This window comes from Xenorhabdus griffiniae (assembly GCF_015163655.1).
In the GTDB taxonomy this organism is placed as follows: Bacteria; Pseudomonadota; Gammaproteobacteria; order Enterobacterales; family Enterobacteriaceae; genus Xenorhabdus; species Xenorhabdus griffiniae.
Window position 1 is genome coordinate 1 of the sequence record NZ_JADEUF010000064.1, and the last position, 22,567, is coordinate 22,567.

General features: G+C 45.2%; 30 protein-coding genes and 1 pseudogene. 2 read left to right on the forward strand and 29 right to left on the reverse strand.

Features of this window, described 5'->3' with window-relative positions:
- Positions 1-116: 116 nt before the first annotated feature.
- Positions 117-1,229, forward strand: a complete 1,113-nt coding sequence (locus tag IQ211_RS11325) for a phage tail fiber protein (protein WP_189760255.1) — start codon at positions 117-119, stop codon at positions 1,227-1,229.
- Between the two features lie 26 nt (positions 1,230-1,255).
- Here the strand turns inward: IQ211_RS11325 and IQ211_RS11330 are convergent, their stop codons facing one another.
- From IQ211_RS11330 to IQ211_RS11385, 12 genes and pseudogenes are all read right to left on the reverse strand, one after another.
- On the reverse strand, positions 1,256-1,675 hold the full coding sequence (locus IQ211_RS11330; RefSeq protein ID WP_189760254.1) for a tail fiber assembly protein: 420 nt from the start codon (positions 1,673-1,675) through the stop codon (positions 1,256-1,258).
- Positions 1,675-2,493: a hypothetical protein gene (locus IQ211_RS19590; RefSeq protein ID WP_223281753.1), complete on the reverse strand. Its 819-nt coding sequence runs from the start codon at positions 2,491-2,493 to the stop codon at positions 1,675-1,677. Before IQ211_RS19590 ends, IQ211_RS11330 begins: the two co-directional genes overlap by 1 nt.
- Positions 2,477-3,136 carry a DUF2612 domain-containing protein gene (locus IQ211_RS11340; RefSeq protein ID WP_189760253.1) on the reverse strand — a complete coding sequence of 220 codons (660 nt, stop codon included), beginning with the start codon at positions 3,134-3,136 and terminating at the stop codon, positions 2,477-2,479. Before IQ211_RS11340 ends, IQ211_RS19590 begins: the two co-directional genes overlap by 17 nt.
- Entirely contained in the window at positions 3,129-4,253 is a 1,125-nt protein-coding gene (locus IQ211_RS11345; RefSeq protein ID WP_189760252.1) for a baseplate J/gp47 family protein, read from the reverse strand. The genes IQ211_RS11340 and IQ211_RS11345 overlap by 8 nt, the downstream gene beginning before the upstream one ends.
- The gene (locus IQ211_RS11350; protein WP_189760251.1) at positions 4,237-4,599 is read right to left on the reverse strand and encodes a contractile injection system sheath initiator; all 363 of its coding nucleotides are present in this window, start codon (positions 4,597-4,599) and stop codon (positions 4,237-4,239) included. Before IQ211_RS11350 ends, IQ211_RS11345 begins: the two co-directional genes overlap by 17 nt.
- Positions 4,596-5,261 (reverse strand): Gp138 family membrane-puncturing spike protein, encoded by a 666-nt coding sequence (locus IQ211_RS11355; RefSeq protein WP_189760250.1) that lies wholly within the window; start codon positions 5,259-5,261, stop codon positions 4,596-4,598. Before IQ211_RS11355 ends, IQ211_RS11350 begins: the two co-directional genes overlap by 4 nt.
- Positions 5,239-6,090 carry a phage protein gene (locus IQ211_RS11360; protein ID WP_189760249.1) on the reverse strand — a complete coding sequence of 284 codons (852 nt, stop codon included), beginning with the start codon at positions 6,088-6,090 and terminating at the stop codon, positions 5,239-5,241. The genes IQ211_RS11355 and IQ211_RS11360 overlap by 23 nt, the downstream gene beginning before the upstream one ends.
- A complete protein-coding gene (locus tag IQ211_RS11365; RefSeq protein WP_189760248.1) occupies positions 6,065-6,403 on the reverse strand; it encodes a phage baseplate plug family protein in 339 nt (112 codons plus the stop codon). The genes IQ211_RS11360 and IQ211_RS11365 overlap by 26 nt, the downstream gene beginning before the upstream one ends.
- The gene (locus IQ211_RS11370) at positions 6,403-7,137 is read right to left on the reverse strand and encodes a phage baseplate protein (RefSeq protein WP_189760247.1); all 735 of its coding nucleotides are present in this window, start codon (positions 7,135-7,137) and stop codon (positions 6,403-6,405) included. The genes IQ211_RS11365 and IQ211_RS11370 overlap by 1 nt, the downstream gene beginning before the upstream one ends.
- 249 nt (positions 7,138-7,386) lie before the next feature.
- Positions 7,387-7,758 (reverse strand): annotated as a pseudogene (locus IQ211_RS11375) (phage antirepressor N-terminal domain-containing protein); the annotation flags it as partial.
- Positions 7,759-8,041: 283 nt separating this feature from the next.
- Positions 8,042-8,764 carry a Rha family transcriptional regulator gene (locus tag IQ211_RS11380; protein ID WP_189760245.1) on the reverse strand — a complete coding sequence of 241 codons (723 nt, stop codon included), beginning with the start codon at positions 8,762-8,764 and terminating at the stop codon, positions 8,042-8,044.
- A 73-nt stretch (positions 8,765-8,837) separates the two neighbouring features.
- Complete coding sequence (locus IQ211_RS11385) at positions 8,838-9,005, reverse strand: Arc family DNA binding domain-containing protein (protein ID WP_189760244.1); 168 nt, start codon at positions 9,003-9,005, stop codon at positions 8,838-8,840.
- Positions 9,006-9,133: 128 nt separating this feature from the next.
- Between IQ211_RS11385 and IQ211_RS11390 the strand changes: the two genes are divergently transcribed.
- On the forward strand, positions 9,134-9,571 hold the full coding sequence (locus IQ211_RS11390; RefSeq protein ID WP_189760243.1) for an Arc family DNA-binding protein: 438 nt from the start codon (positions 9,134-9,136) through the stop codon (positions 9,569-9,571).
- 37 nt (positions 9,572-9,608) lie between these two features.
- On the opposite strand, the gene IQ211_RS11395 is transcribed toward IQ211_RS11390, so the two are convergent.
- From IQ211_RS11395 to IQ211_RS11475, 17 genes are all read right to left on the reverse strand, one after another.
- A complete protein-coding gene (locus IQ211_RS11395) occupies positions 9,609-9,908 on the reverse strand; it encodes a DUF6694 family lipoprotein (protein WP_189760242.1) in 300 nt (99 codons plus the stop codon).
- 75 nt (positions 9,909-9,983) lie between these two features.
- Positions 9,984-11,924, reverse strand: coding sequence for a hypothetical protein (locus IQ211_RS11400; protein WP_223281751.1), 1,941 nt, complete (start codon positions 11,922-11,924; stop codon positions 9,984-9,986).
- Positions 11,896-12,045, reverse strand: coding sequence for a hypothetical protein (locus IQ211_RS11405; RefSeq protein ID WP_189760241.1), 150 nt, complete (start codon positions 12,043-12,045; stop codon positions 11,896-11,898). Before IQ211_RS11405 ends, IQ211_RS11400 begins: the two co-directional genes overlap by 29 nt.
- 26 nt (positions 12,046-12,071) lie before the next feature.
- Positions 12,072-12,464 carry a phage tail assembly chaperone gene (locus IQ211_RS11410; RefSeq protein WP_189760240.1) on the reverse strand — a complete coding sequence of 131 codons (393 nt, stop codon included), beginning with the start codon at positions 12,462-12,464 and terminating at the stop codon, positions 12,072-12,074.
- The gene (locus IQ211_RS11415; RefSeq protein WP_189760239.1) at positions 12,464-12,898 is read right to left on the reverse strand and encodes a tail tube family protein; all 435 of its coding nucleotides are present in this window, start codon (positions 12,896-12,898) and stop codon (positions 12,464-12,466) included. Before IQ211_RS11415 ends, IQ211_RS11410 begins: the two co-directional genes overlap by 1 nt.
- Before the next feature lie 9 nt (positions 12,899-12,907).
- A complete protein-coding gene (locus IQ211_RS11420) occupies positions 12,908-14,419 on the reverse strand; it encodes a DUF3383 domain-containing protein (RefSeq protein ID WP_189760238.1) in 1,512 nt (503 codons plus the stop codon).
- 2 nt (positions 14,420-14,421) lie between these two features.
- Positions 14,422-14,916, reverse strand: coding sequence for a phage neck terminator protein (locus IQ211_RS11425; RefSeq protein WP_223281750.1), 495 nt, complete (start codon positions 14,914-14,916; stop codon positions 14,422-14,424).
- Positions 14,840-15,175: a hypothetical protein gene (locus tag IQ211_RS11430; RefSeq protein WP_223281749.1), complete on the reverse strand. Its 336-nt coding sequence runs from the start codon at positions 15,173-15,175 to the stop codon at positions 14,840-14,842. Before IQ211_RS11430 ends, IQ211_RS11425 begins: the two co-directional genes overlap by 77 nt.
- The gene (locus IQ211_RS11435) at positions 15,168-15,638 is read right to left on the reverse strand and encodes a phage virion morphogenesis protein (RefSeq protein ID WP_189760236.1); all 471 of its coding nucleotides are present in this window, start codon (positions 15,636-15,638) and stop codon (positions 15,168-15,170) included. Before IQ211_RS11435 ends, IQ211_RS11430 begins: the two co-directional genes overlap by 8 nt.
- On the reverse strand, positions 15,635-15,997 hold the full coding sequence (locus IQ211_RS11440) for a DUF4054 domain-containing protein (protein ID WP_189760235.1): 363 nt from the start codon (positions 15,995-15,997) through the stop codon (positions 15,635-15,637). Before IQ211_RS11440 ends, IQ211_RS11435 begins: the two co-directional genes overlap by 4 nt.
- Positions 15,998-16,011: 14 nt before the next feature.
- Positions 16,012-16,959 (reverse strand): major capsid family protein, encoded by a 948-nt coding sequence (locus IQ211_RS11445; protein WP_223281748.1) that lies wholly within the window; start codon positions 16,957-16,959, stop codon positions 16,012-16,014.
- A 2-nt stretch (positions 16,960-16,961) separates the two neighbouring features.
- Positions 16,962-17,432 (reverse strand): structural cement protein Gp24, encoded by a 471-nt coding sequence (locus IQ211_RS11450; RefSeq protein ID WP_189760234.1) that lies wholly within the window; start codon positions 17,430-17,432, stop codon positions 16,962-16,964.
- Positions 17,432-18,589: a DUF2213 domain-containing protein gene (locus IQ211_RS11455; RefSeq protein WP_189760233.1), complete on the reverse strand. Its 1,158-nt coding sequence runs from the start codon at positions 18,587-18,589 to the stop codon at positions 17,432-17,434. Before IQ211_RS11455 ends, IQ211_RS11450 begins: the two co-directional genes overlap by 1 nt.
- Position 18,590: 1 nt before the next feature.
- Entirely contained in the window at positions 18,591-19,457 is an 867-nt protein-coding gene (locus tag IQ211_RS11460) for a phage head morphogenesis protein (RefSeq protein ID WP_189760232.1), read from the reverse strand.
- Complete coding sequence (locus IQ211_RS11465) at positions 19,399-20,733, reverse strand: phage portal protein (protein WP_189760231.1); 1,335 nt, start codon at positions 20,731-20,733, stop codon at positions 19,399-19,401. The genes IQ211_RS11460 and IQ211_RS11465 overlap by 59 nt, the downstream gene beginning before the upstream one ends.
- Positions 20,733-21,962, reverse strand: a complete 1,230-nt coding sequence (locus IQ211_RS11470; RefSeq protein WP_189760230.1) for a PBSX family phage terminase large subunit — start codon at positions 21,960-21,962, stop codon at positions 20,733-20,735. Before IQ211_RS11470 ends, IQ211_RS11465 begins: the two co-directional genes overlap by 1 nt.
- Positions 21,946-22,371, reverse strand: coding sequence for a DNA-packaging protein (locus IQ211_RS11475; protein ID WP_189760229.1), 426 nt, complete (start codon positions 22,369-22,371; stop codon positions 21,946-21,948). The genes IQ211_RS11470 and IQ211_RS11475 overlap by 17 nt, the downstream gene beginning before the upstream one ends.
- Positions 22,372-22,567 lie beyond the last annotated feature (196 nt).

Consider the following 22,567-nt stretch of genomic DNA (forward strand, 5'->3'; position numbering starts at 1 on the left):
ATTATAGATCTACCTCCCCCCGCCTCAAATTCCTCCCCCAATAACCGACCAAATTTCCCCCAACTATCCCCATATCATTTCAAACTCACATTTTGCACATTTATTGAACTAACAATTTGTTGGATTTCAACGCGTTCAGCAGCCAGTCACCCGTTTTTGATGTACGAATCGGCCTATTGCGTATTTCATTAAACCTCGGTTTATCGGATGCGGTGCGTACTAGCCGAAAAATCAATAACAAACCGCTCACAGGTGATGTTACGTTGAATGCTGGTGATGTGGGAGCGCTGGCGCAGGGTGATTATGGCGTGGGGGCAGCTGCAGGTCGGAATTTTACTGACGCAAATGCATTAAATGAGTCTGGATGGTACGCAGGTGCAGGTGAATTCGGTAAAAATTTCTGGAACGCGTATGCCCCGATTATGGTGATGACGCGCGGGGGTGGGGACGATTCCACGGGTATGATTGCTCAAATTCAGGTGGATCATACGGGGCTGGCGTGTCGTTACCGTGTGAAAAAAAAGTGGGGAAACTGGCGAAAATTAGTGTCCAGTGATGAATACGTATCCGGGTTTGACCAAATTCGAACGACGGGTTTTTTCTATTGTAATAATGGTGCGCCGATATCATGGAGTAATAATCACACACAGGTAGCAGCCGCCCTATATGGGGATGATGATCACGTTATCATTATTGGTGGGGAGTTGGGCGGAATTCCGCTATATTACCGCCGAAAACGGTGGGGAAAATGGGATGATAAAATCGAGTTTATCACAACGAAAAATATTACCGTTGTTGATGGTTACCTAAAATCAGCCTCCCCCATCATCAAAATTACAGACACTGGCGCATTCGAAACTAACGATGAGTCCGAAGGCGCAATCGTTGAACGTTTATCAGAGGGCGTTTACCTCATCAAAAACGTGCTGGGATTCAATGCCGATGCCGCATGGGGCGGGGTTGATGGCGGTGTCGAAATACCCCTGTGCAAAAATAAATTGCCGTTAATTTGGGTTAACTACACGGTATTACCGGACGGTTCTATCAAAATCATGACCTACCACCGTGAGCATTCAGACGCTCCTGTATTTGCCAGAAATGTACGCGAGGGTTATGCTGACGGCGACCCGATTGATATTCCTGTTGGTCGATATATTTCTGTTCGGGTACAAATGCCAGAAAATTCTATTTGGAATCAGCAACAACGAAAATTAGCTGAGTCAAAATAGTGTTTAGGGGCACGCAGCCCCTATACTCATTTCGGCTGTTCCGGCCATTGGATATCGGGGGCGGTAGTGCAATTCACCCGATTGAGCAGCACCCGATACTTGCGCCATTCGGTCAATGCGGATTTTTCGGCATCGGTTGCCATGTCTAAATCGACAGCGTCCTGCAACGGGGCTATGGCAATATCTGCCTGTTGTCTCAATGAGGATTTTTGGGACTCAGCCCGTTGTTGCAACTGCTCGGGTGTAGGAGGTGGAACATCCTCCCATGTGGGTAAACCGTCAGGGCCAACTACACGTATTTTTCGCGGAGGTGGATTCGTAAACGTTTTAAAAACCGGCTCAGAAACAGGAATAACATCTGATATATCCCAGCCGGCCCGCGCGTAATGTCCTAAATCGAATTCGTAAAAAAATGCGTTGTTTTTAGCGCTCCATAGTATTTTCATCAGTATTCCCCCACGGCTATGTACATGAATTTCAATTTAGAGATGACGCCAGCATCTTGGGACATAACGCCCGCGCGTAACGTAAATCCTCGTGGATTCATGGATTCGCAGGTGTGAAAAATTGGACCAATACCGACACCAATTGTAAATGCCCCCGTCACACAACTACACGAACGTGGGAACGGCACAGGAAATTCTACCCATTCCGCCGATGCGCTGCCTCCGTCATGGGAATGCGGAACTGACGCCGTAAAATCACCGACAACGACCATATGTCCGGTTGGTAATTGGAATGAATTTGACGAGGCAGCAAAAAACGACATATCGGGGATCTGATTTGGCCCGTTCCCGATGGTTCGATAGCCCAGTTCTGTTAAACCGAGGTTTTTTACAAACTCCGCTGGGTTCGGAATGTCTGCGCCGTTCCGGGATTTTTCGAGCCGGTTGTTTAGGGCGTCGGTTGTGGATTTTGCAATACCAATTGCATCTACAAACAGCATCCACTCATTTTGCGACTTATCCGGTTGTTGACCTCTAGTTTGTCGTTTAGCTGTATAGAATTGTCCTGCGTGTTGCACTACAGCATATTGTGGATAATCTACAGATGCATCCCACTCAGAAATTCCGCGTTGGGATAAATACATCAGCCATTGATCGGTGCGTTTGCTGATGGCATTAAACCATTCCATCGGTGGTTTTCCTGCCGTGCGATCAATGGTGACCCCCCAGCCACGTAGAACGTCAGGAAATGTTTCTATTTCCCCTGTTTTTGCATCATTGGCAAATATTTTGTAATCGGGTTTATTGATGATTGACATTGATAATCCTCGTAAATTGACCGTCGCCAAAACCGAAAGCATGGCTATCATTTTCCCAACCGAAGGGGCGGTCACTGTTAATAACAACAAATTGGTAGCGCACACCAATAGGCCGACTCAGGATGTCGAGTTTTAAAATGGCGTGTAATCGAAATGGAGTCAGGTAATTAGCAGGAACAACAACATTCATTGTCATGTCATAGTTATCGATGACAAATGAATATTCCCCTAATAAGTGTTGTAGTGAATGTGTAATTCCTTCAATGGTCGGTCGCTGGAAATTTTTGATAATTTTTGCTCGGATAAAAAAACGATAATCCGAATCATCCAATCTGACGGATTTCTGTAATGAGTCACCATAGCGATAAAATAGCCCATTATTAAATCCTAACGCGCCAGCAATACCCAGCCAACCAAAATAATCTTTTGGTACAAATGATTTCATTGTCCTACCAATTCCTACATGGCGACCAATGAGATCTAATCCATACCCAACTGATTTATCGATATCCAATATTTCGGCTAATTTTACGGCTGACTGGTAAACTATTTTGCTCTCAGAAAATAAAAGCTCGACGGTTTGTCGAGCCTTCGGCTTTCCTCTGTATTGCCAGATCAGAAAATCTTCGGGTTTTTTATTCAATCAACACCTCCACATTTTCAGGTTTAATGCGAGCGCATTGCCTAACTCCTATAGTGGCTATGTCTGAGCGATTGACTGTGATTGATTTGATGTAAAAACCAGAAATAGAATTAACGTTACATGTTAACCGCATAGCATATACTGATTCACCAATAGCAAATTCAGTAGTAGCCAGTGATTTTTTAATACCGTCAGTATCGATATCCTGAAATCCGTTTATGCGGTCAATGATAACTCTTACCTTGATATCAACCATCTCAGCGCGGTCGAATTTTACCGTTCTCACCGCACCTGAGTAGTCACATGAATATGAGATAGCTCCCATTAGGCCACATCCACCCACTTTCTTTTTCAGGATGGTGAGCGCAATATCTTCGTCACGCCCTCCAATCACGACCGCATTCATAGAGTGAGGAGGAACACCCTGTTTGTCTGTCTGGTTAGTGTAATTCTCATAAACTCGCACTTGTTTTACATCTGGCAGGTCAAGCAGTGCCGCCTCTATTCCCTGTCTGTCGTCATGATTGTTGATGGAGTGTGAACGCATAAACCGTTTCAAGAAGTTGCCATCTGTTTCCTCTTCACTGCCAGATTTAGCCTCTTTGGTTGTGATAATTTTTTCAATACCAACAATCACTGTAACAAGTTGTAGCTCTTGCTGGGCTTGCAGACTAAATGCGCCCAGTTCCTGACTGCGCAGAATGACGCGAGCTGAGCCGTTGTTATCTAACTTCGCCTCATTGAGAACTATCCATTTGATGCGGTTATTATCTGTGAGCACAGTGTCTTTAGGAACAATAACGCCAGTAGCACCCGTCATCACCACATCATCCAGATAGCTGAACTCAGCACCACGACGAACTAGTCCAGCATACATAGCCCGCTGTTCCAGCCATGCGCCCGTTGCGTTGTAGGGATCTAACATCTGTGCAATAAATGTAATGACCTGATTGATGTTGGCTAATTCCTGAGAGAATAACCCCACCATCTGACCATCAGGAGAGTCGGCATCCAGATTAATATCCTCACCGTAGATGCGTTTAAAACCTGTTTCTAGCCGTTTGTGAATGTCGGAAAGCTGATCAATGATAATGCCTGTTTCAGTAATCTGGAGCATTGCTACTGACCTCGTTTTTATTTCCGTAGATATCGATATAGGTAATCTCTACCAATGATTTACGACTATCTGCATCGATTTTGATATCAAAATACGTAATTTCCGCTACTCCCTCAGTATTCAGGACGGTTATTTTTAATTCTGATTCCATCGCCATCAGGTTAGGATTTTTACGCAGATAATCGAACCATCTCACACCATGATCGGGATCGAGAAACCAGTCATTGTGCAGGGATAACAACCGAGTTTTTACTGACTGTGCTATTGCCTCTGATTTTGTGGCGTAATCATTGCGACCATTACCGAATATCCAATCGTGATTATCATCTAATCGCCTCACTCTCATTTGTTTGGCCTCCCTGTATTGCCGCCGTGTGAGTCTGGATGCGTGTGCGTTTCAACATCGACGCCACCACCAATTACACGCATCGCCTTGATTGTGCCGCTTGATTCACTGTTACCCTTGGTCTGATTCCAATTTCCAGATTGTTCATGGTTTCCGGTTTGTTTGCTGTTACCGAGATGCTCAATGTCACCCAGAATAGTGATCTTTCCCTGCGTCATGCGAATAAATGTTGAGCCGTCATCGGTCTGCATGGAGGCGCCACCACTGAAATAAGAGGGAATTTTTTTAGGTTGACTGCATACGCCAGGGATAAATGACGCATCGGAATAGTCGTGCAATCGTGCATCCAGTGGGACAGATTTATTACCCGTTGAATACCAACCATCAATGCAGCGTTCTGAGAATATCGCCAATCCCTCATCGCCGGATGTCACAGGTACAGTGAAACAGAATCCACCTGCTCGCGGGAACTGGACAACAACATCCACCAGCGGTGGCAATTCTAGTACCTCGCCATTGTGCAATATTTGGTTAATCATTAGTTCGATTGTGGCGGTGTGACCGTTAAATGAGATAACTCGGGCAGGTAAGGCGGTATGGATATCAAGGCGCTCGTTTTCCGCTTTTCTATCCATAACATCAAGCAGTGTTGGGTTTTTCATCGCTCTTTTTCTCCACCTTCTGAAATTTCCCACCGATACAGGTGATTTTGGTTGTCCAGCCATCACTCATGAAATCGCCGGAGTGTTCTAGTGCAGTGATTTTGTAATCACCGTTATACTCAGGAATAATTGACTGAACCCGAACCAGTCCGCCGATCCGCATAATGGGATTTAACCGACAGCTCACCGACAGACCATCATCGGTTTTTTCTGGCCCGTCAATCATTCCAGTTTCCTGAGACAGCACAAATCCCTCGTTATCGGCTACGATTTTGCTTTTGGGTAACACAGTCATATTCCCATCCTGTACTGACCAGTCAGCGCCATTGTTACGGGCGATTTTGTGCATAATGTCGCGGGCGTTCCCTGTCAGAACTTTGCCACGCGGCAATGCTCTATCTTTGGGTAAATCAATCACGCCATTACCAACCCTCATTGATTTAGTGGCCTCAGCTAAAATACTGGCATCGGTAGCGCCTGCTGCCAGCGTTTTATTGACCGGTGCGCCCGTGTACGCCTCGTAACCGTCACCGCATGTCAACTGAATAATGAAATCCAAACCGTCCCGTTGAGTTATTGCCTCAATGATGTCACCCATATAGATGATACGTAGCTCCTCGTAACCGACTGACAAACTGACGCGGTTATAAATTCGACTGATAATTAAATTGCGGTGTGAGGGATTGAGGTTATAGACACGGATTGTGGCCGGATTTGGTTCGCTACCAATGGTTTTAGATATTTCGAAGGCGACTCTCAGATTGGTGATTTCAATAGATTCTTTAGTGTTACCGATACTTAGTTTAAGTTGTCGTCCGAATTGCCTCATTCCACGCCTCTTTATCGACAAAATATATTTTTAGCCGCCCACCCAGCTCATTACGCTGGACTGAATTAATCTCCAATCCAGAACCGTCATGCATTAATATGATGAACGGCAGATTTTTAGTGAATAATGCGGGGCTATTTACCGTAATGCCGTATCGCTGGGCGATGTATTGATCTGTATTGGTATCCAATAAATCAAATTGCCAGCCGTTAGAAATGGGGTTGAAATACAGGGTGAATCGCAGGTTCATATCAAACAAGGTAAATGACTGCTCTTGGGTTTCTTCGATTGAAACGGGTATTTCGTATATCATCAGTCACCCCCGAAGAGCCACTCAAGCATGGATTTTTCATCTACTTTCTTCGGCTGCGTCTTACCCATATTCTTCTTTTTCTTCGCAATCTTTTTCAGATTGGGGTGTAATCCTTGAGCGGTTTGTGTCTCCACAATGAAAATTTCACGCAGTGTCAGACTAAATTCAGCCGAACCATCATTCATCTGGGTAACGCCAATACTGACTAACATCATGTTCTTATACTGTTTTAGGCCAGTTTGAACTGTGATTGTTTCACCTTTCTTTTGTAGGTTAAGCAAGTCGTTATATGTTTTACCTATCCTATCCAGTGTCTGTGAATTGTCATTGGCTCGTCCCTGATATTTAGGCAACCACGGTGCTATAGCTCGATCCGCTTGCTCCATCATGGATTCCGCTGTAGATATGTAACGATTTACCATCGACTCAGCTTGTCTGGTCATAGCTCTAATTTCGATAGGAACAGGAAACCGATCTATCGTAGATAAATCCAATCCTATCAACTCCCTGAAATGCTGAGGGGGTTGATAACCAACCATTATCCCTACTAGCGTAATTTCTTTTGGTTCCAGAATGGCATGGTCAGCAATTGCCGCCCCAGATTCGATGGGGTTCTCAGTAATACGTAAATTTGAGTTGTGATTTTCAATGACTACACAGTCAAATTGAAACTCTCCAATAGAGCGTGTTATTACCGAGGCTGTTGTGGTATTAAAACCGCTGAGTAAATCCATACTAGGCTCCAATAAAAAAAGCTCCGTAGTGGAGCTTTGCAAGCCATTCTTGGCTTGGTGTTAGAATACATTCATTGGCAGTGAAAGCAGGTTTTCAATGTAAAAACCATATCGTCTTGCTACCCCATTAATGATCCCCTGCGGCGTCTCAGTTCCACCAGTAAAAGTTTCAGTTTTATCGAGATGCTTGTCGTAAACTTCCATCTTGATAATGTATCTGAAATTAGGAGGTTGAGGTTTTTTCTTTTTAACCTCACCCGTAGTCCAATACTCATAGAGAACATCATCGCATTCATCCTGATAGCGGATAACTTTATCCCTGATCGATGCTTTAACTTTATTGGGGCTGATAGTCGCTAACCAGCCAGCAAGTTTGCGAAGGGCGAGGCACTGCATTTCTCTCTTTTTACCATCCGCGGCAACTATAACGATTTCCGTTACAGTTGATTTAAATCTTTGCTTTAGTTTCTCTAATTGAGACTGCCACGCTAAACCCATGCCATCGACAATCGGTTTCATTGGAACATACGGCTCACCGTTATAGTTAACGACATAGAGATCTGAACCATGAAATGGAACGTTAATGGTTTTACAAGACGTATTAACTGGTATACTTAACATGTTTACTTCCTTTAAGCTTGGGTAAACGTTGTATAAGAAGCCCCTGACTATTGCCGTAGTTGGGGGCTTCGCCGTTTTAGGACGACAATATTTATTACGTAATTGTAACGTTTTGTAAAGGTAATCAACCGTGAATTGCGAGACGCCTCGAATATTCAACCATTTACACACGTATTAAGAGTAAATGCATATTGTTATCACTAGCAATCACTGTTAAATTGGCTAATTCTGTTGAATAGATCAGTATTTGATCGCAATTCTTAAGCTACTTCTACACCGTGAATCATGCCGCTGAATTTCTATCCGTAATGGAAAATCTTCCCATCTTAGGATGATGCCACTGTGAACCACGTTGCTCTGCTTCTTTTGTCATCTGGTTTAGTGCTTTTTCGAATGACTCTTCATGCACTACTGACATTTGGATGACCTGTCCACCCGGCGCAACATGAGGAACTTTCTTGTGAGGAACCGACCAAGCCATGACAAGCTGTCTGCTTTTCGCATCACTTAGCCCATAAGTCGCCCTCAGATAGCTGTATCCCTGATATCCTTGCGGGATAGTACCTTGTTTTATTTGCTCGACGTCTTGTTCTACAGCAGAAATGCGTTTTTCATTACGAGCGGCATTACTGGCAATGGCGGCGATCATTTCCATCTCTGATAACTGTAGCTGTGCTGAGCCAGACTCAAGAGCAAACCAGCGGTCAATTACTGCCGCACGGCGGACAACGTCATAACCGGTGATAAGAATTTCTGTATGGCGGCGATCAAGCTGGAATTCAGAGACATACCCGCGATAGTCGATAACAGCAATTACGCCATCAACTAGAGTAACTTGTTGATTTTTATGATGGTTGAAATTCCAACCATCTTTTTTTATTTCATACAGCTGTGTAAGCATATTCCAAATATCGACGTGAACATTTTTTACCTCTTTCCCTGTTAGTTCCGCGATCTCACGACTTGACATAGTGACAGCTTGTTCAGTAGATGCTAAAATTTTCATAGCGTTACTTTCCTCGTAAAAATTTAACGTTGTTGAAGCCCCGATGGTTGCAGCCGTTGGGGTTTCGCTTTTATTAGGACTCATGCTGCATCTTCTCTATCAATCCATACGCCTTTTTTAACTGATAAATAACTTCAGTATTGAATTGTCGACTCTCTTTCTCTCCGTTCTTCTGAATAGCCTTACAAATCTCCTCAGGGAACCGAATCTTGCGCTGGTACATATCTTTTGCTTTCTGCACTTTGGCCTTCCTCTTTTATTGTCACACCGTGGGGTATAACTTAATTGTCACACCGTGCGTCATTGAAGTCAACCCCACCGTGCGGCATAATTTTAAAATTAGTTATTTGACTACAACCGGAATTCATTATGAGCAGAGAAGATCCGCAATTACGCATTAGGCTTCCCATTGAATTAAAAGAAAAAATAGAGGAAACAGCAAAGGCGAACTCTCGTTCTATGAATGCAGAAATCGTTCAGCGCCTTGATGTCAGTTTTTTGAATGAGCCAGCGGCTGATGAACTCATTTCAGCCAAAGACGCTATTCACATAATTAGCAATGCAAAAGACGAGTTATCTAAAGTAATATTCAAAAGGACTGTTGCCGAGATCAATCGAGGAATTCGTATTGGACATAAAATATTCTCAATCGATCTTGATAACTTAGACCTTGAGGGGCTTAGTGAGAGCGATTTTGTATCTGTATTTCAGAAAACTTTCAATGAGTTAGAGAGGTTAGGGTACGTAGTCCCAGACAATGCTTGGGATGTAAGTGGTTTTTTAGTTAAGATTCCCGGCACCGATTAAATAAGTACTGTACTTACAAAAAAGCCCCGTAAGGGGCTTACTTCTTCTCATTCATCTTCTCATCCATCGCGATGATTTCTTTGGCGGTTTTACCGCCAATCAGTTTGTTGATTATCCTGACCCTTTCATCTTCATTGTCTGTTATCATGTTTGCAGCCATTGCCACATTCACAGTAGCCTTTTTAAATTTAGCAGCCTCTTCACCTTGAAGGGATTTGTAAATAGCTTGCGTCGAAGATTTTATGGCTTCACGGTTTGAGCCATCTATTGTAAGTTCCTTTTCATCACAACCTACCAAAAAAATAGCCAGCATAATTGGTAACAACAGTTTTTGCATGATAATTCCCTTAATGTGAAGTTGATGCAATTAAATCACTTAGATGCTACAACCAGAAGCAAACATTAGCCAACATTAGCCAACTCCGTTAGTTAACATTCCTTTTGTATTATAGCCCGCATTTTTCAACGCCTTATTAAAACCGTCATTGGCATAGTTAGCTGCTTTCTCCGGTGATGGTGTTGTAATGTGCTGGGTAACGCTCACATCTCCCTGGCGGATTGTTGTCTGACTACTGTTGTTATTGGTGGTAACGTTGGCGATAGACTGTCCTATCATTCCGCCATTACCTGCGTTAATACTGGATTGAATGTCAGATAAAGAAACATTGTCATTGTCATTGTCATATCCCATGCTATTTTCAGCTTCGGTTTTATTAAAGCCAAAAAAATCTTTCACTGCTTTAATCTTAGCTACGACCTTGTCGTAATATTCCATGACCCAATCCAGCGCCGCTTTGAATGGTTTCTTGATCAACTCCTTCACATCTGAAAACCGCTTACCGATACCATCAACAAACTTACTGACATCTTTCTCGTTCAGTCCGAACAGTCCCAGAACAAATTTGAATGCTGCCTTAAAGGGTGCTGTTATTAAGTCGAGAAGCAGGTCAAACACTTTACCAAGCTTCTCTGTCCATGTGGTTGAATCATCGGAGAATATGTCATAAAGCCCTTTAACTAGTTTGAATGCTGCCCTAAACGGGTAAGTGATCCAATACCAGACGGTGTCGAATATTTCGCCCAGCTTATCAACGAACTGGTTAGCATCCCGCTCACTCATACCAAACTGCCGGAGGATATACCTAAAGCCATCCCTGAACAGCCGCTTAATCTCCTGCCATGTTTTGGCTATCGTTTTCCATAAATTACCAAACGTAGATTCGCCTGTTGTAATCCATCGGTACAGATCATATAAGACGTAGATAAGACCAACTATAAGGGCTACCACTAACCCTATGGGGTTCATCAGCAATGCACGACCGAACCAGAGAAAGGCTTTCCCTGCGGACATGGCGAGTTTTGCAACTGAGGTCAGAGGGAAAAACAGCCACGTAAGCGCCTTAGCAAATCCGCCTACGCCTTTTGTGACTGCCAGAAACATATTGGTGTTAAACATCACTCCCAGCATACCGCTGAGCAGTTTGATGGAATTTTTCATCTCACCGGAGAGACTGTCCCACCACGATTTAACATCCTTAATCCACTTGATGCAGACACCCCAGAAATTACCGAACAACGAATCACCGCCATCAAGGTAGACCATCAGGTCATCCAGTAATAGTAATACTCCTGCGATAGCGGCAATGACCCATGTGACAGGATTAGTGATAAACGCCATGATCATACCGCGCTTCACTATCGCCAATACGCCCGCCAGTACCAGTAAAGCATTCTTCCAGCCAATCGTCCCAGAGATGACCTTATCAACTGCCCTCACCGAGTTAGTGATAACCTGAATGACCTTGCCGCCTGCTTTAATAACGCCGGTTAACCCTTTGGTGATGAGTTCCTTGTTTGAGGCTATCCAGTCATTGAACTTCTTCACAATGGCGGTCAGGGACGGTACGAGGTTCAGGGCAATCTTGGTCTTAATTGATTGAATCGCTAGTCCCGTTTTCTTCATTGCCTCCTGATATTCATCGGCTTGTGCCAGTTCCTGTTTTGAAATGTCATACAGCAAGCCTTTCTGTTCGGCCAACTCTTTCGCACCCGCCAGAGATTCATTGATAAACCCCATCACTTTAGCTGTCGCCATACCAACAACAGCAGTGACACCTACAGCTAGTAATTTGAGTTTATTTAACGAGCCTTGAACTTCCTCCGCCTTCTGCCCTGCTTCTTCCAGATTATCGGAGGCATTATCGCCGATATCATCCAGATTTTGGTTAATCCGGTTCGCTTCCTGCGCGGCCTGTGTCGCGGCTGCGGAGAGGGCAATAATGAGATCCTTGATTTTCTCAGCCTGGGTAGTATCGACGCCGATACTAACGAGCAGCTCTTCTATCTGCATCATTTGCCCTCTTTTGGGATAGCAACTCTTCAGCGTAGGCTTCATGAAAATCAAGCACGTCTGATAGGGTTGCTGTGGTTCTTAGTTCATGCCCTGTATAGGGGCCGTGTAGAATTGGCGTCATCTTTAGCCAATCCACATCAGAGTGGCTTACTTGCTGAGGATCGCTGAGAGATTGATATTTTTCGCAGATGCGACCCCAGCGGGCAAAAAATCCGCAAAATGGAATTTCAGTCCGTCAAAAATCAACTGGAAGTAATGCGAGCGGTGAGTATTAAAGTGGCTGTTAAACACATCCGGTTTTTGCAGCAAAAGGGTTTCTCCTTTTTCATCCGTTGCCGTGACGTACTTCAACACGAATTGCTCAACACCCTGCATTTCCGGTGAGCCAATATTGGCCGCAATCGCCCCGATATCAATATCAACATTATCCCCTTTGGTAGAAATACAGCCTTTAAGCAGGCCAATTAATTTCAAAGCGTGATTTTTGGCTTCAATAAAATTGCTCTGGCGGTGCTCGTAAGTGATGTTATCGATGTTCATTAGTTATACAGTCCTTTCTTGAGGTTCATGGTTGAGCGGGTGGCTTTTAGTGTCCACGTGACGCCGTTATGTGCGGTTCCGCGTGCAATTGTGGGCGGAGTGGTAAAGTAACAACTGTCCAGCATAATCTCGTCGCCATTCATCGTGTCTTTATAGTAAATATGCAGTGGCGAGAAGGCTTTTGGTGTATTGATCTGGATATTACGCAGTTTATTTAGGTACTCGTTGTCTGCACTGTGTTGGAGTAGCTTGATGGTGATAATCATTCCCTGATTACACGTGGCAACGAATACCCCATTGCCATTGACTCCATATGTGATATCACCATCATCACCAACTGGTGCAATGGATAGCGCATCTGCCGCGTTTTCAAACCCTGAAATCTCATAACCGGAAACGGTCAGGATTGCCTGTGAATGGTTATAGTGAGCCATTTTCGCTCCTTAGCGGTTGAATTGGATAAGCAGATCGACGGAGTGAATCGCTCCGGCTAATTTAATTGCGCACATAATCGGCATGGCCTTACGTGATTCGCGGTCAGCCAGTGATTGCAGGTCGTAGCTGTCAGAATAGAAATAGAACCCCTCGTCCAGCCTGTCACCATAGGTCAGTTCACCGATATCATTTCCGCGCCAGAGTCCACCTGCCAGAAATCCATTACGCACGAACTCATTACCAATGACGGTCAGAGCACCGATCAACATGGCTTGCCCCTTATCTGTCTGTGGTATTTTGGTTGGGTTAGCCTGTAATGTTGTAAATGCCTGTTTCTGGCACGCATCCAAAAACGCATCAAGACCTACAGTTTCATCAATGAATACGCCGCCCAGCATAACGCCCTCAGCAATCATAGATACACCGTCATAATCGGTATAAAAATTGACGCCCAGACGACGGCATTTTTCAGCATCTGATAAAGTTATCCGGTCATCAGAACGGACAGCCGTTTGCTGTTTGAATTTGACGGTCTTCGCGGAGTTCTGCGCATTCCAGTTAGTCGAGAGTGAAATACCCAACAGCGAAACGGCGGCATGATCATTACCCGTTTTGTTGTATTCCACCATCAGACGACCGGAGTTTTTGTCGTAGAGTTTTTTCAGGATGTTTTCGTTATTCCAGTCAAGCAACTCATCACGTAGTGCTGTGTATGCGCCAACTTTCATATCAGCCGCAGCAATCCATGTGTGCATATCATCCAATTGTTCATCGGTAATGGCATCAGCAAAATATACACCGTACCAGTCCTGATAGACGTTCTGGAGCTTATGTAATGCTTCTGAAGGTAATTCTTGCTCGATGCTGACAGCGACTTTACCTATAACAATGGTGGCCTGTCCGTCTTGTAATTTCAGCAGATTACCGATATAGGTTCCGGTATTTGGATCTGTGACATAACCCAACTTAGTTGCCGGATACGCCCCTGCCGTTTGTGCCTGAATAATGACACGATGACCTGTTGTATCCCAAGTGACCGTCAGGTTGTTGTTTTCAGGCAGCGCTTTTTGCAGCACAGTTGCGATATCCGTAAAATCAATGGCCTTACTGAAATCCAGACCAGAAAGCGGAATTATCTTACTTCCGACATTCAGTTTCATTGAGCCATCAGTGATAGCCTTGAATGCGTTGATGCCCACTGAAATAGTAGAGCCTTTCAACGCATTGGCTGTCGCAGGAATTTCCTGTTTTGTCTTGGCCCATCGACCAATTAAGGCGCGTTTTGGAGTCGGGCGAACAGAGAAAAGTGACAATGCCGCTTTATAAGTTTCTGACTGTGTACCAAATAAATTGGCGACACCCTGAGCACCGGACACAATGACATAACGTGTCGTATCATCCGTAAACGCATTCCCGATTTCAGGGGTGAAAATGGCAATCATGCTCAAATCACGACGACGCGCCGCCATTGCCTGCGGCATAATCTGAGCATTGACCACCTCTTTAATAGATAAGCTCATTGCTAATCCTCATAGACAGTAATATCAACCGTTTTCGCCTGATTCATTGGCGTTTCTATCCGGTGGATATGGGAGAGAGTTAAATCAATCTGCGCTCTTTGCTCTTTACCCCCAGCAATGGCGGTTGGCAGGTTGCGGATCTGGGATTTCCTGACCAACCCAGCGCCCAGGCTAGTAAGCAGGGATTGTGCGTAGCTGGTTCTGAGAACAGAGGCGAATTTTTCAATAATGAGATAGGCATTTTTGCCGAAGGCATTAACAGAGATAAGGGTTTCGCGAGTGACGGTGATAATTTCAATTTCTTCCCTTGCGTCGAATTTATATTCTTCGCCCATCATTTCCGAGGTTACCCGATTTACAGTGATGAACGACTGCATATTAGACACGTCAGTTTCACCGTCAGCATCTAAAACCTGAGTTTCAGGTAATTTCAAAACCGCCGCTATCATCTGTCTGACTGCCCTCATATCGAGTTGCGAGAGAGTCGTAGTATCCATAGTCGTTCCAACGCGCGTTAGTGATAATTCGCCAACGGTGACCATTCCAAAAGAGAAGGTCTTTTACTTCCACTTCTTCTTGCGTCAACACCTTAATGGTAGGGTTATACCGATCACCTTCCGGCAGGATCTGCAAATCTTCCGTTCCAACAGGAAAAATGACACACACCAGATTTCGTACCTTGCCCTCCGGTGAGGTGAATACCTGCTCTTGCCGAAAGAACTCATCATCGAAAATATCATCGACAAAGTTATTCATCCTCACGCACCTCATAGGTAATCGACTGGACTAATTGCCCGGTGTCAATCAGTGGCTTAGAAGAACCTTTGCGCTCGATAGTTTTCGGATTCAGAGCGGGATCAATGCCTGCCTGAATTTTCCGCTTAACTTCGCCTGCCATTTTTCCGCCAACCAACGCAAACGGCGCTGTTTTATCACCGTCCGTCAATAGCGTTTCACGGATACTATTAGCCAATAAATTCGCCGCCTTCTCCTTGTTTTCGTCCACGGTTGAACGCAAAAAAGAGCGTTCGGGAATATGCCCCGGCACACCGAATTCATGAGCTGCGGCAATTTCCGCATTACTCATGCCGGTTTCATTATTCCGTTGGTTCTTTGATGCAGGAACGCCGACATAAACGCGAACTTTCTCCATTTCGCGCAATTTGGCTTCTAAAGATTTAAGTGCCGCCCCGTTAAAATTGCCAGAGTTTCTAATCATCGCACCACCAACATATGCCGGGAGACTAATTTTCGCAGGCGCAAATACTCCTGCCCGTAGGTACTGGATGCATAACCCTCATGGTTAGCCGTGAATCCCGCATCAGGCGCAGAATAGCCGATGGATAATCCACCAGCTGATTTACTCATCGCTATCTGTACGGGTTTTCCGTTGTTGTTACCGCTGCGGGTTAATGTACCAGAGACATAGAGGAGGTGAGCGGCTAGTGCCTGCTGCCCTTGCTCATAGAGCTTGCCCCACACTTTCCTGCTCATTTGATTGGCAGTGTCCTGTAGGGCTATTTCAATGCGTGATTTATCGACTTTGGCAAATTCGGGGTAACGGGTGAGAAATTCCATGCTACCTCCTGTGGTTATGAGCTTTTGTAATCGACATATATGAACCTGTCGAGCTTACGAATAATAGCTCCGGTAAATTGCGCTTCCAGCGGCACTTCCCAGCTCAATGAGGAACGCTGGAACACAGAACCCGTTGTTGGTGCACGCGCCCAGTCAGTAAATATTGTGTCTTCTTTATTGGTATAGACGCAGGCACGGTTAGCTCCTTTTGTACCAATACCCTGAGCAAATCCCATTGGTACGCCAATGATATTGATCTCTGTTTGGGCGAATTCACGCAGTGCCTCTTTAATCGCTGCTAGTGCGTTAATATTAGTCGCGCCATTGGTGATGGAGGCATCATAAAGGCCAGAAAGTGTCAATAAATCCATGCTGTCAATTGCGATAGTGTCTGGCATGACTATCTGGTCACTGGCGTTATACCCTAGCTTAATCAGATTAATGAACCATGCCCGCGCCTCAGCACCTGACATCGCGGAAATAGGCTTCTGTTTGGTCATATCTTCGATGTTAACCACAGGGTTGTTCATCATTCCTGTCACATCCCGACGACGAGCATGACCAATCAGTGCTGTTTTCTGGATAGTACGCAGGCAAACACCACGCAAGTTTTCCAGTTTGGTAGTATCTAGCTGAATACCGAATCGCTTTGCGCGTTCAACACCGAGCGAGGTATACACAACACCTTTCGCCCAGTCGATGTAGCCCATCTTTTTACCTTCGATGTGAACATCTTCCAGTTCAATAGATGTAGTGCTCTCATCAACTAGGCCGTTATCCAGATCTTGCGTTCCTTTCTCCTGACCGTACAGTACATCAGTGGTCTGTACGTTGCCTTTCTGGGTGATGGTCATGAACTTACCCAGTTGAACGTCTGGGTATTCCTGTTTCTCGAAGGTATTATCAAACTCGATCGCCGCCTGCTCTAGCGTGTCTTGAATATCTACTGTTTCCATTGTCATAGTTACGCCCCTGTGCCATCAACTTGATTAACTTCACTGCGCATGATCTTGGCTAGTGAGCCGTTTACGTCAGTGACATAGAAATGAGTTTTGATATCACCGTTATGGCTTGCTGTGCCTGCGTCTTTGCCTTTTACAACAACAGTGACTGCATCCCCGATTTTTAATTCGCTGCCCTCAGCCATCTGAACCACGATTTCAGAACCGTGAGGCAATGTCATTACTGATAAATTTCGGTTTGGTTTGAACTCATGGAAGATACCAATGACCATTGATACACCTAGGATCTTGTCGCTAGCTGCACTCACATTGCGGCAGGTCTGAACTGCGTCACCCATCGCAACGAAACGACCGCCCAAAATCGCGTTTTCATCCGCATTGATATAGGACGGCGCAACAATACCGGACTCACCCGCACGCGCTACCTGCCCGGCGAACCAGCGTTTACCGAGATAAAGATTTTTACCTGACATTATTTACCCCCAAATTGCTTGGTGAAATCGTGCTTTTTCGTAGAGGCTGCATCGTTGAATAAATGTGTGCCAATATTGCTGCGTGGTTTTGATGTCGCCTGAATAGCCGTATAAGCTGCGCGTATCTCATCATCAGTCATGGCTTTGACCTGCGCGTCCGTGAATACGTGAGTGCTCAACAGTACCGCCGCACGAACATCACGTGCTGATTTACTATCATTGAAATTCACTTTCGGAAAACGGGTTTTGGCATCATTCAGCGTGGCGCTGGTTTCGTTATCGCCTTTGAGTTTTTCCAGTTCTTCTTTCAGTGACGCGTTTTCCTCTTTGAGTTGCTGATTTTCGGCTTCCAGTGCCGTGAGACGGGCGTCTTTGTCATCAGTACCACTTGCATTGGGATCATCATCGTTTGGCGGAGGCGGGGGAGCGCCTGTACCTTTCGATGTTTCCAGTTGGGTTTTCAACTCTGCCAGTTGAGCTACGATTTCCTGTGCTTTCGTTGCCGCTTCTGGTGTTGCGTTGCCTTCCAGCTCTTGCAGTGTTTTCTCCAGTGCGGCAATCATGCCGATCAGCTCTTCATCTGTCAGAGGCTGTCCCTCAGCATCCTTGGCGCGTTTACCCTTGAGCAACGCAATAACATCTCTCAATGTTTTCATCGGTGTACCTTTTTTGTCGTTTAATCTACAGGTGTCGCCTAAGCGTCCCTCAGTTACTACGGCAACGTGATTGCCGCGAATATTGATTTGGTGTAATTCACCGCTCTTCTCGACTAACTCGGCAGGCTCATAACCCACTGACAGCTCTCGAATGCCTTTTTCTTCAAGTAATTGGATCGCCTTTGCATCTTTCAGATACACATCACAAACAACGTAATCGCCTTCTATGCGTACGTTCTGTATGTGTCCAATTGCTTTATCTTTCCATTCGTCAGCATTAACCTCACCGCTGAGCGGATGAGTTAACGTGATCGGCAATCCTTCAAATGACTTAAGAGTTTCAGGTTTGGAGAGTTCTTCAAGAGTGCGGTGAATGGTGACTTTTTTGTTGATACCTGTGCCGGTTAACCCGACTTCATGCCCGTAATATTGCACGGGCCCAGCACGGGTTATCCGCGCAGTGGTCACAACGTAACCCTGCGGTGTTCGTTTCCACGTCATATTAATCCCATGAGACTTTAGGAAGAGACACGCAACGGCATTGATGATCCTCGCCCGGATTACCCTCAAAACCACCGATGCTTTTGCGTTTCTTCCATGTTTTGCCACCATCATCTGAATAGACAGTTGGGTCTGAGTATTTGCAGGTTTTACCGTTCAGTACAAAATGACTGGCTCGTTCCCGTTCATCGCCTGCACCTCCCCATTCATACAAATCTAATCCCAACGCCTTACTGCGGGCTTCGGTCAGTGCTGAATTGAGTTTCGCGGTTTGGTCACGGGCAATAAACTTGGCCCTGCTTTGTGAGACATTGCCGCGCTCACGAATCAGCGACACTAAGTTCTCATGCCGCCCACCATTGGTTAGATTAGCGAAAACCCTTTCCCCAATATCGTTGATAAAATCCGTCTGGATGGATTGGATTAAATCGATATTCTCTCTCACTGCATTTTCGAGATGTTCTTTTACTGTTCCATCTCCCAGCATACCGGTTAAATCAATGCCGAATGCGGCCTTATAGGTCTTTTGCGTCTGAGACTTATTCTGGTCATTAGCACGCCTGACCATACCGAATGACAAACGACGGGCCATATCGAGAATGGACATATTCGCCAGTTTTTGAATTGCTCGTGAGAGTCGTGCGGTGATTGAGAGGACAGATTCGAAGGGGGCATCATTAAGTATCGGTTTTTGCAGGTCTTCTATTACAACATCCTGCATCAACCTGATAAATTCGATGAGTCTGTCACGATACCACACCTCCGTTCGCTTGCTGGGAGTGGGGGGGCGCATTAGCCGATTGCGGGATTTAAGTAGCCCCTGTTTGCGCTCCAGCATCTCCGCCAGGCTGATAGCTCCATTGTTCATTGCGTGCCTCTGCTATTGAACTAATATCCGCCTCCGTAACGGTGGTTAGTACACCCCGCGCCACCATTTCACGTAATGCGGTATCTTCCGGGAGAAAACCCGCCTGAACCATTGTTGTAAAACCAGTAGCATATTGCGTGAACCTGTTTGCCTCTTCCGTTTTGTTAACACTGTCTATTGGTGGATATTTATAGCTAATCTCAATATCAGTGGTCAGTTTGTCGAGAACGAATTGATCCACAAATTCTTGCATTGGCCGCAGCCGCTCCTCTTGTAATCCATTAATGGTTTCATAGTACGTCTTGTTGTCCTCTTCGCCAGAGTTAAACCCACTGGCAGACTGACCGAACAGAATAGTGATAGGTCTGTCCAATGCCCCAGCCAGCACACTCATCATTTTGGTCATTACATCAGACAATCCAGCAAACTGAGCATTCTTTTGTTCATAACGGCTTTGCATCGTGCCATCACCAGCATCCATCAGCATCAGCCCGGTTGAGGATTTTGTTTGCTTCATCACGCGGGCATATTCGATAACTTGCGCCTCTTGCCCTGAATCAATCTGATTGTTTAATCCAGGCAAAAAAATCACATCAACATTTGCCTCTTGAATAGTGTCACCCGTACTCACGACCGTTGAATCGAAGATTTTGATGGCCTCATAGGGCGCTTGGATATCGGATGTCCCGAACTTAGGCATATCTTTGATGCTATGCTGGCCCAGCTTTGTACGGTGACAGCGTGTGTGATGGAATCGCAGTTGCTGGCTACCAATATTGAGCTGGTAGCTCTGAGGATGCCCGAAGTGCGGTGATGCAATATCGGAAATGACGTCACTAGCTGGCGTGTATTCACCTTTCCGCAGCACCAGAAACTTGATGATATCCTCTGACTGGAGGTTGAGTGGCTCGTCAATCATCTCATCTGGACAATCTGTCACCGCCACAATGAGTGAATCCCCCAGCAATGACGCCCATGTCAGCGCACCGCGGTAGATGCCATACACATCTAATTCACGTTCGGTATCTGTTATCCGTGTTTTCAATTCCTCGTCGATATCGCCTGATAGCTCACGAGGTAGTTTCAACATGTCATAGGCAGTTTTGTTTATGTATTTCTGAACCACCCATGAATTTTTGTACATGGCGAGTAACTCTTTATCAGGAATATCTGCCTTGTTACTCGCGTATTTTATTGCCGCCACCCGTTCGCCGAGTGACGTCATCATACTGTGCAGGCCATCAGTCAAACGGCCAATCATGGTCTTTTTTGCCATTACATGATGTCCCATACGGTTGTGCGACCTTTGATATACCCATCCAGTCCGTATCTAACAGCATCCCAACAGTGGTTATGCTTATCTTCAATGATCGGAAGAACTTCACCGGTAATGCGATCGGTTTTGTAGGAATAGAGCCGGGCTTCTTTTGCTGTCTCTTTGCAAAGTGGGTGAATGATGATCTTCTTAAATCCGCGTAGAAAAGTTACGCCATCCTCAACGCTACCCTGCCATTTTTTAGCCGCAGAGATATTAAACCCTTGCCGTTTGAGATAGCTAATTGTTTCAGGTCGTGCTGAGTCAGCTTTGATAGGCCATTTGCGTGACTCTGGAACTTTGTCATAAAAATTAGGCATTTCGTCCAACTCGACCTGATTCCCATAGGCTTCATGTTGAATGTACAAGCACCCATCTAAAATAAATTGTCGAATCAATATGTTCGGGTCTTTAGCGAAACCAAAGTCAGCACCGAACAGCAATCTATCGGCTTTCTGCCACAAGTTATCAGGGAACGATTGAACAACGTATTTGTTGGCTAGCACCTGCTTATCGGAGTTCTCAAGATAAGCGCCCTCCCAGATCCATGCGTAATCTGCATATTCAAGGCTATTGAGATCATCAAGTCTTTCTTCTTCCAGAACATCAGGGAACCATGGATTATCGTTGTAGTTTATTTCAACGATGATTGAATTCTTAGGGGGGGTTTTTCTAAAGCGTTTATCTGTGGCGCTTCCGTCCTTTTCAGGGTTCCATGTTACCCATATTTCAGAACCAGACTCACGAACGGTTGGCCTTAACTTCTTCCACGCTAAATCTGATACTGACTCAGCTTCATCAACCCACGCCAGTAGAATTCTTGCTTTTGACTTAATGCTGTCAAGGTTGTGTCTTAACCCACAGAATACATAGCTAACTCTCTTGCATTTGGTGCGGATATATTTCTCACCAATATCGAAGTAATCATTTAACCAAGGAATAGATCTAATGGCCTGCTTAACTTCCTCCATTGATGACTCTTCCAGCGAGTTCATAAACTCACGGCCACAAAGGATAACACCACTAATGCCTTGCTCTGCTGCCTGATATGCTCTAACTGCACTCATCGTTGCGAATGTACGAGTCTTTGCACTGCCACGGCCACCATAAGCGCCACGATACCGAGCGCCTTCTTTTGCAAATACCGGAACTAACTTGGCAGGAATGGGTAAATCAACCGTCTGCTCCATCTGGTGATACTCCTACCAATCTAATTACTGTAGGCTTCTGAGACATAGAGCCGTCAGATGATTGATGATCAACCTCTTGTTTTTCAGAATAGCCATGGTTAGCCATCATCAGCTTTGTGATTGTCGGGTTGAATTCCCCGTTCAGGCCGCTGTTTATCAGCTTTAGCTCCTGCATAGCCATAACGCCCTCTAACGTGTCCGAAAACTCCCGTCCGAGGTCGCTATCCTGCTTTGCATATTCATAAACTGTTGAACGAGCTATACCCAGATAACAGGCTAAACCGGCAATGCTTGGGATGACTGAGCTTTCGTATTCCTTGTAACCGCCATATAGATACTCTTTTGCCTTAGCGATTAGCTCGTCATTCAGCTTGCTAGGGCAACCCACTTGATTTGTTTGTTGTCCCATTCCCCTTTCCCTCATTCAGAATAATCAACTGCCTCAATTTATATAATCCCGTAGAATCTTGAGACCACACCAGACCAAAACTTATACAAAACTCTATCAAGCACCCGTTTGAGGATGCTTTGTAGAGGTTTCTACTTTTTGGGATGTTGAGTTGATTACTGTAAACTTACTCCGCTATAGCTCTCTGGTGGGATCA

Excerpts from the sequence above, each read along its gene's own strand:
- IQ211_RS11405 (WP_189760241.1), bottom strand. The coding sequence starts at position 12,045 with ATGACGCCAATTCTACACGGCCCCTATACAGGGCATGAACTAAGAACC.
- IQ211_RS11435 (WP_189760236.1), bottom strand. The coding sequence starts at position 15,638 with ATGATTAGAAACTCTGGCAATTTTAACGGGGCGGCACTTAAATCTTTA.
- IQ211_RS11400 (WP_223281751.1), bottom strand. The coding sequence starts at position 11,924 with ATGATGCAGATAGAAGAGCTGCTCGTTAGTATCGGCGTCGATACTACC.
- IQ211_RS11345 (WP_189760252.1), bottom strand. The coding sequence starts at position 4,253 with ATGCTCCAGATTACTGAAACAGGCATTATCATTGATCAGCTTTCCGAC.
- IQ211_RS11425 (WP_223281750.1), bottom strand. The coding sequence starts at position 14,916 with ATGGATACTACGACTCTCTCGCAACTCGATATGAGGGCAGTCAGACAG.
- IQ211_RS11445 (WP_223281748.1), bottom strand. The coding sequence starts at position 16,959 with ATGACAATGGAAACAGTAGATATTCAAGACACGCTAGAGCAGGCGGCG.
- IQ211_RS11380 (WP_189760245.1), bottom strand. The coding sequence starts at position 8,764 with ATGAAAATTTTAGCATCTACTGAACAAGCTGTCACTATGTCAAGTCGT.
- IQ211_RS11350 (WP_189760251.1), bottom strand. The coding sequence starts at position 4,599 with ATGAGAGTGAGGCGATTAGATGATAATCACGATTGGATATTCGGTAAT.
- IQ211_RS11410 (WP_189760240.1), bottom strand. The coding sequence starts at position 12,464 with ATGAACATCGATAACATCACTTACGAGCACCGCCAGAGCAATTTTATT.
- IQ211_RS11390 (WP_189760243.1), top strand. The coding sequence starts at position 9,134 with ATGAGCAGAGAAGATCCGCAATTACGCATTAGGCTTCCCATTGAATTA.
- IQ211_RS11370 (WP_189760247.1), bottom strand. The coding sequence starts at position 7,137 with ATGGATTTACTCAGCGGTTTTAATACCACAACAGCCTCGGTAATAACA.
- IQ211_RS11420 (WP_189760238.1), bottom strand. The coding sequence starts at position 14,419 with ATGAGCTTATCTATTAAAGAGGTGGTCAATGCTCAGATTATGCCGCAG.
- IQ211_RS11455 (WP_189760233.1), bottom strand. The coding sequence starts at position 18,589 with ATGACGTGGAAACGAACACCGCAGGGTTACGTTGTGACCACTGCGCGG.
- IQ211_RS11360 (WP_189760249.1), bottom strand. The coding sequence starts at position 6,090 with ATGAGGCAATTCGGACGACAACTTAAACTAAGTATCGGTAACACTAAA.
- IQ211_RS11475 (WP_189760229.1), bottom strand. The coding sequence starts at position 22,371 with ATGGGACAACAAACAAATCAAGTGGGTTGCCCTAGCAAGCTGAATGAC.
- IQ211_RS11430 (WP_223281749.1), bottom strand. The coding sequence starts at position 15,175 with ATGAATAACTTTGTCGATGATATTTTCGATGATGAGTTCTTTCGGCAA.
- IQ211_RS19590 (WP_223281753.1), bottom strand. The coding sequence starts at position 2,493 with ATGTCAATCATCAATAAACCCGATTACAAAATATTTGCCAATGATGCA.
- IQ211_RS11395 (WP_189760242.1), bottom strand. The coding sequence starts at position 9,908 with ATGCAAAAACTGTTGTTACCAATTATGCTGGCTATTTTTTTGGTAGGT.
- IQ211_RS11465 (WP_189760231.1), bottom strand. The coding sequence starts at position 20,733 with ATGGCAAAAAAGACCATGATTGGCCGTTTGACTGATGGCCTGCACAGT.
- IQ211_RS11330 (WP_189760254.1), bottom strand. The coding sequence starts at position 1,675 with ATGAAAATACTATGGAGCGCTAAAAACAACGCATTTTTTTACGAATTC.
- IQ211_RS11415 (WP_189760239.1), bottom strand. The coding sequence starts at position 12,898 with ATGGCTCACTATAACCATTCACAGGCAATCCTGACCGTTTCCGGTTAT.
- IQ211_RS11365 (WP_189760248.1), bottom strand. The coding sequence starts at position 6,403 with ATGATATACGAAATACCCGTTTCAATCGAAGAAACCCAAGAGCAGTCA.
- IQ211_RS11460 (WP_189760232.1), bottom strand. The coding sequence starts at position 19,457 with ATGAACAATGGAGCTATCAGCCTGGCGGAGATGCTGGAGCGCAAACAG.
- IQ211_RS11450 (WP_189760234.1), bottom strand. The coding sequence starts at position 17,432 with ATGTCAGGTAAAAATCTTTATCTCGGTAAACGCTGGTTCGCCGGGCAG.
- IQ211_RS11355 (WP_189760250.1), bottom strand. The coding sequence starts at position 5,261 with ATGAAAAACCCAACACTGCTTGATGTTATGGATAGAAAAGCGGAAAAC.
- IQ211_RS11440 (WP_189760235.1), bottom strand. The coding sequence starts at position 15,997 with ATGGAATTTCTCACCCGTTACCCCGAATTTGCCAAAGTCGATAAATCA.
- IQ211_RS11470 (WP_189760230.1), bottom strand. The coding sequence starts at position 21,962 with ATGGAGCAGACGGTTGATTTACCCATTCCTGCCAAGTTAGTTCCGGTA.